General features: G+C 57.4%; 7 protein-coding genes and 1 tRNA gene. 5 read left to right on the forward strand and 3 right to left on the reverse strand.

Features of this window, described 5'->3' with window-relative positions:
- Positions 1 to 132: 132 nt before the first annotated feature.
- Positions 133 to 223 (reverse strand) — tRNA-Ser (locus tag H8S57_RS10145).
- 190 nt (positions 224 to 413) lie between these two features.
- Between H8S57_RS10145 and H8S57_RS10150 the strand changes: the two genes are divergently transcribed.
- Both H8S57_RS10150 and H8S57_RS10155 read left to right on the forward strand, forming a co-directional pair.
- Positions 414 to 1,226 (forward strand): cell wall hydrolase, encoded by an 813-nt coding sequence (locus tag H8S57_RS10150; RefSeq protein WP_186907970.1) that lies wholly within the window; start codon positions 414 to 416, stop codon positions 1,224 to 1,226.
- A 255-nt stretch (positions 1,227 to 1,481) separates the two neighbouring features.
- Positions 1,482 to 2,297, forward strand: coding sequence for a cell wall hydrolase (locus H8S57_RS10155; protein WP_186907971.1), 816 nt, complete (start codon positions 1,482 to 1,484; stop codon positions 2,295 to 2,297).
- Between the two features lie 79 nt (positions 2,298 to 2,376).
- On the opposite strand, the gene H8S57_RS18225 is transcribed toward H8S57_RS10155, so the two are convergent.
- Positions 2,377 to 2,700, reverse strand: a complete 324-nt coding sequence (locus H8S57_RS18225) for an integrase core domain-containing protein (RefSeq protein ID WP_440131167.1) — start codon at positions 2,698 to 2,700, stop codon at positions 2,377 to 2,379.
- A 29-nt stretch (positions 2,701 to 2,729) separates the two neighbouring features.
- Positions 2,730 to 3,074 (reverse strand): hypothetical protein, encoded by a 345-nt coding sequence (locus H8S57_RS17385; protein ID WP_243204777.1) that lies wholly within the window; start codon positions 3,072 to 3,074, stop codon positions 2,730 to 2,732.
- A gap of 486 nt (positions 3,075 to 3,560) precedes the next feature.
- On the opposite strand from H8S57_RS17385, the gene H8S57_RS10165 reads away from it, so the two are divergent.
- From H8S57_RS10165 to H8S57_RS10175, 3 genes are all read left to right on the forward strand, one after another.
- Entirely contained in the window at positions 3,561 to 4,094 is a 534-nt protein-coding gene (locus H8S57_RS10165; RefSeq protein WP_243204778.1) for a QueT transporter family protein, read from the forward strand.
- A gap of 18 nt (positions 4,095 to 4,112) precedes the next feature.
- Positions 4,113 to 4,982, forward strand: coding sequence for a UTP--glucose-1-phosphate uridylyltransferase GalU (gene galU / locus H8S57_RS10170; RefSeq protein ID WP_186907973.1), 870 nt, complete (start codon positions 4,113 to 4,115; stop codon positions 4,980 to 4,982).
- A 407-nt stretch (positions 4,983 to 5,389) separates the two neighbouring features.
- Positions 5,390 to 6,000, forward strand: a 611-nt coding sequence (locus H8S57_RS10175) for an IS256 family transposase (RefSeq protein WP_186907974.1), incomplete at its 3' end; no start/stop codon positions are given.

Raw genomic sequence — 6,000 nt, forward strand, 5'->3', positions numbered from 1 at the left:
GTACAGCCGTCGGCGGCTTTACGGCCGATCTATCGCGTTTTTTACACTTCCGCCGGTCATGTGCATTGCCGGGGCGGTCGAGCGATGGACGCAAAAAAAGTCGGAGCAAGCGATACAAAGCTTGCTCCGACTTGGCGGAGTAGGAGGGATTCGAACCCTCGAGCCGTGTTAGCGGCTACACGATTTCCAGTCGTGCTCGTTATGACCACTTCGATACTACTCCAAATCATTGTAATTTGGTTTTCTTTCAATGGACAGCAGAGATTATTATAACAGTTTTTCCGGCTCCGTCAAGAGGGAATTTTCAAAAACCTTCGAAAAGTCGCCCCTCCTGCAGGAAAATATTGTACCTTGCCAAATCTGTATCAAAACAGTTACAATCTGGTTACAAATCCAGAAAGGCAGGAACGACCATGAAAAAGCAATTGATCGCCGCCGCTCTGAGCGCGGCGCTGCTGGCGGGCGGGCAGAATGTGGCTGCGGCCGCCGCTCCGCTTACCATCGACGGTACGGCGCTGGAGGCCTCCGGCAGCTACCTGAGCAACAACACCACCTATGTCCCCATACGCACGGTGACGGAAGCCCTGCGTCCCGATGCCGCGGTGTCCTGGTCGGATGGGCAGGCAGTTGTTTCTGCCTGGGATCTGAACCTGACCGCCCGCCCAGGCGACCCTTACATACAGGCGAACGGCCGTTGTCTCTATGTGCCCGACGGCGTGCAGGTACGGTCCGGACGTGTTCTGGTACCGGTCCGGACGCTGGGTGCCGCCCTGGGCGCCCAGGTGGATTGGGACGCCGCCACCGGCTCAGTTTCTGTGACCGGCGGAGCCTCCGTGCTCACACATGCCGACTCCTACTACAATGAGGACGATCTCTACTGGCTCTCCCGCATCATCTCCGCAGAGAGCCGCGGGGAATCCCTGCTGGGGCAGATCGCCGTTGGCAACGTGGTGCTCAACCGGGCCGCTTCCGCCGATTTTCCCGATACGATCTACGGTGTTATCTTTGACAGCCGCTGGGGCGGCCAGTTTGAACCCGTGCGGAACGGCACGATCTACGACACTCCTGCTCCGAGCAGTATCGTGGCGGCCAAACTCTGCTTGGAAGGGGCCAACGCAGTGGGAGACAGTCTCTACTTTCTGGCCCCAGCTCTGACCAGCAACCACTGGGCGATGAATCAGCGCACCTATGTAACCACCATCGGCTGCCATTGGTTTTATCGTTGAACCTTTTCCCAGCAACGCCCGGACGAGTATCGTCCGGGCGTAACCTTTTGTTATCATTTGCAGTCGATTTTTATACGGCAATGGATGAAAAAGTTCGTTCCAATATTTTTTATTGTCCCTTCAAACGGCTGTGCCGCAACGGATTGGAATCTTTCCCCAAATTTTCGGCTTGACTTTTAGGGTTAAAAGTAGTTACAATGTGGTTACAATTTGTGAAGCATCGCGTAACAAACTGTAACAGGAGGAACCCTTGTCATGAAAAAACGAGCCATTTGCGCGGCACTTTGCCTGACGCTCTGCATCGCTCTGGGCGGGCAGGCGGCGGCAGCCGAACGTGGCGTCAGCTTTATCCTCAATGGAGCTGTCCTTGAGACGGAGATCGCCGCGCAGGTCATCGACCAGACCGTCTACGTCTCCTATTGGCCCATCGTGCAGGCGTTGTATCCCGATGCCGCCGCCGTCTGGGCCAACCATCGGGCAGAGGTCACCACAGAAGGCCTGGCCCTCTATATCAAGCCCGGCGCCAAGTATATCGAGGCCAACGGCCGCTATCTCTATGTGCCGGAGGGCGTACAGGTGCAGGGCTACGATATTCTGGTCCCCATACGGGTGCTGGGACGGGCCTTGGGCGCCTATATCAATTGGAACGGCGCCAGCTCTGCGGTAGAAATCACTTCCGGCAGCAGCCCCATCCCATCCGGTACGCTGGCCTATCAGGAGGACGTGGTTTACTGGCTCTCCCGCATCATCTACGCTGAGAGCGGCAACCAATCGCTGGACGGCAAGATCGCCGTTGGCAATGTGGTGCTCAACCGGGTGGCCAGCCCCCGTTTCCCCAACACGGTCTATGAGGTCATTTTCCAGCGGAATCAGTTTACCCCCGCCATGACGGGCAGCATTAACCGTACGCCCAGCGCCGAGAGCGTCATCGCCGCCAAGCTTTGCCTGGACGGCGCCAATACCGCCGGGGATGCTCTTTACTTTGTCAACCCCAACATGTCCCCCTATAGCTGGGCCTCCCGCAACCGGCCCTATGTGGCCACCATCGGCGCCCATGCTTTCTTCGCCTGATCCAACCGATACGTCCGGGGCCGGAAGTCCCCGGACGTATCGTCTCTTCCGCTTCGTTTTTTGCGTCTTTGTAGGTTTGTCAAAGATATTGGACAGCGAACTGGTTAGGAGAAAGCCAGTGTAAAGTCCTCATGGGTAGATTGTTGGAGCGGCGGTTATGGACGGCAAGTTGTTTGGCGAAGTCATCCGGAGAGAAGAAGGAATGGCAGGAATAGAACCGCTTCTGATCCTCACGGTGGCTGCGCTCCACCTTGCCGTTATGTCTGGGCGTATAAGGACGAATCCGTTTATGCCGGCCTTCAAGACGCTTCGCCGCCAGTTCAAACCGGGCGGGAATATCCTTCTTGCTGTTGGAACAGCAATTCGTGAACTCAAATCCGTTATCTGTCTGAACACATTCCACCTGAATTCCTCTGCGATCATACCATGCCGTCAGTTTTTGCAGAAAGTCTGCTGAGGAATCGGCGGACTGCTCCGGATAAGCCCCAGGAAACGCAGACGGGTGAACTCATCAATAGCCGTATATTGGAACAGGCGAAGCTCCTGGCCTGCAATACACCTGCGGGGCACTACCTTCACATCTACCTGTACCCGTTGCCCTGGGTACGTCATCTGCTCATAGGGCTTTGGCTTGTAGACTGGTTTCTTCTCGGCCTGCGGGAACAGCCCCAGCTTGCGCATGACCCGGAACAAGCTCTCCGGGCGGCGGGTATAGCCCCGCTGCCGCAGGCGGTGCCACAGTTCCACCATACCTAACTTGGGGTTTCTGCGGCCCATATCCGGCTCAGCTTCAATTCCGCTTCTGTATGTTGGTTGGGATGGCTGTGGGGCGTCCGGACTGGCAGGACAGAGACTGCACCGTTCCATCCCAACGCCCCTTCCAGAAGTAGATATACGACCGGCTCCTGTTGTACTTCCGGCCGGCTCGGCTCACGCCATATTTTCCCGCGTATTGCATCAGGGATTGCCGATATGCCATGTCCTGTGTTATACGCTTGCTCATGAAGGATATGGCCCCCTCTCATCAAGTTGTTGTGTGGTAACTCAACTTTATCCGATGAGGCCATTTCCTTCATCCTTTTTATTCGACTGTCCAATATGTATTGTACTCTTACACAAGGGCGGGCCATAAAGATGGCCCGCCCTCTGGATTTTTCCGCAGAAACATGGTAAGATACCTTTGACTGGTTTCCACATCCGGTCCAAGCACGGTTTTTACCGTGTTCGTTCGGCGGGCGTGCCCGTCGTTCTCTAAATACGAAAATGGAGGTATCCCTGACCATGCGCAAGTTCGACACCCGACAGATCACCCTGGCCGCCGCCGTGGCGGCCCTGTACGCCTTATTGACCTACTTCGGCTCCATCTTCGGCCTGACTTACGGGCCGGTACAGTTCCGCTTTGCCGAAGCGCTGTGTGTACTGCCGTTCCTGTTCCCAACCGCTGCCCCCGGCCTCTTCGTAGGCTGCCTGATTGCCAACCTGCTCTCTCCCTACGGACTGGTGGACGTGGTATGCGGCTCTGCCGCTACGCTGATCGCCGCGCTGATCACCGCCCGCGTGCGCCATAGGTGGCTGGCGCCCCTGCCGGCCGTGCTCTCCAATGGAGTTATCATCGGGGCCATGCTGGCCTGGTACGAGGCGGGGTTCGGCCCCGGTTTCTGGGGGATGTTCGCCTATAACGGCCTTGCCGTGGCGCTGGGCGAGCTGGGGGCCTGCTATGTGCTGGGGATGCTGCTGCTCTATGCCATCCCGAAGATCAAATATTTTCAGCCCATGCTGCGCCGGGTGCGCTGCTGAGGCAAGGAGGTCGTTTCCATGAAGGTACGCAAGGCGGTGATCCCCGCCGCCGGGCTTGGGACCCGGATGCTCCCCGCGACCAAGACGGTCCCCAAAGAGATGCTCCCCATGGTGGATAAGCCGGTGATCCAGTACATCATCGAGGAGGCGGTGGCCTCCGGCATTGAGGACATCCTGATCGTCACCAACCGGGCCAAATCCGCCATGGACGACTATTTTGACTACTACCCCGAACTGGAGACCCGGCTCAACCAAGCGGGCAAGGACAAGGAACTGGCCGAGGTCCGCGGCGCGGCCGATCTGGCCAATATCTTTTATGTCCGTCAGAAGGAGACGAAGGGACTGGGCCACGCCATCGGCCGGGCCCGCCGCTTCGTGGGGGACGAGCCCTTCGCGGTGCTGCTGGGGGACGACATCATGCGGGCGAAGAAGCCGGTGACCCTGCAGCTTGTGGAGGCTGCGGAGAAATACGGCGCGTCCGCCGTGGGAGTACAGCGGGTGGCGACCGAGGCGATCTCCCGCTATTCCTCCGTGAAGATCGCTCCTTTGGAGGAGCGAGTCTTCTCAGTATCCGATATGAACGAAAAGCCCAGCCCGGAGCAGATGTTTTCCAACTATGCCATTTTGGGGCGTTATGTACTCACGCCGGACATTTTCGATATCCTGGAACGGGTGAAGCCCGGATACGGCGGGGAGATCCAGCTCACGGACGGACTGCGGGAACTGTGCCAGAACAGCAGAATGGTGGCGGTAGACTTTGAGGGGCGCCGCTATGACACCGGCAACCTGAACGGTTTTTTGGAGGCCACCATTGACTTTGCCCTGGACCACCCGGCCGCCGGCCCCTGGCTGCGCGGCTTCCTCAAGGAAAAGGCCGCACAGCTGTAAAACCAGAGCCGCCGCACATTTGTGCGGCGGCTTCAGCCTGTCGAAAAACCCTCCTGGGGAAGAGCCCCGCAGAGTTGAGTCGTCCGAAGACGACGGAAGGAAAGGAGGCCCCGTCATTTCCGGCGACATACGCATCGGAAATGACACCTCTCATGACGGACAGGGCGACTTCTCTGCAAGGATCGAGCCCTGTCCGTCATGCATCCCTCTGTCGGAAAAGGCCAAAGGCCTTTTCCGACAGCCTGAGCCGCCGCACATTTGTGCGGCGGCTTTTCGTTCGGCTCGCTTTAGCCGGGATAAGGTAGAATAAGTTTCGCAAATTGAAAAGAGGATAAAAAGAGACATGGTTTGCAGATCTCTGATAGAATGAAGTCACGACACACCATTCTGAAAGGAGTCTGTAAACCATGTCCGAGAAAATTGTACAGCTAAATGAGGAAGCAATCAAGGGGCAAATCAAGGAACTGGTGCGAGGCAGCGTACAAGAGACCCTCAACGAGTTGCTGGAGGCCGAGGCGGAGAAACTGACCCAGGCAGCCCGGTATGAGCGCAATGAACAGCGCCAGGGCTACCGCAGTGGCCACTACAACCGTAATCTCACCACCACTTCTGGAGATGTCACGCTCAAGGTGCCCAAGCTCAAGGGCATCTCTTTTGAGACTGCCATCATTGAACGGTACCGCCGTCGGGAGAGCAGTGTGGAAGAGGCTCTCATTGAGATGTACCTGGCAGGCGTATCCGTCCGGCGTGTGGAGGACATTACTGAGGCCCTGTGGGGCAGCAAGGTTTCGCCCTCCACCATCAGTGAACTGAACAAGAAAGCGTATGTCCCTATTGAGGATTGGCGCAACCGGCCTCTGCAAGGTGGGCGCTATCCGTACGTCTATGTGGACGGGATCTATCTGCGCCGAAACTGGGGCGGAGAGTTTGAAAATGTGGCCATTCTGGTGGCGATTGCAGTAAACGAGGACGGATACCGTGAGGTCTTAGGTGCTGCCGAGGGTATGAAAGAGGACAA

Origin of the sequence: Lawsonibacter hominis (assembly GCF_014287895.1) — a bacterium.
Taxonomy (GTDB): Bacteria; Bacillota; Clostridia; order Oscillospirales; family Oscillospiraceae; genus Lawsonibacter_A; species Lawsonibacter_A hominis.

Coding starts and splice junctions, on each gene's coding strand:
- H8S57_RS10150 (WP_186907970.1), top strand. CDS start 414: ATGAAAAAGCAATTGATCGCCGCCGCTCTGAGCGCGGCGCTGCTGGCG.
- H8S57_RS10155 (WP_186907971.1), top strand. CDS start 1,482: ATGAAAAAACGAGCCATTTGCGCGGCACTTTGCCTGACGCTCTGCATC.
- H8S57_RS17385 (WP_243204777.1), bottom strand. CDS start 3,074: ATGGGCCGCAGAAACCCCAAGTTAGGTATGGTGGAACTGTGGCACCGC.
- H8S57_RS10165 (WP_243204778.1), top strand. CDS start 3,561: ATGGAGGTATCCCTGACCATGCGCAAGTTCGACACCCGACAGATCACC.
- galU (WP_186907973.1), top strand. CDS start 4,113: ATGAAGGTACGCAAGGCGGTGATCCCCGCCGCCGGGCTTGGGACCCGG.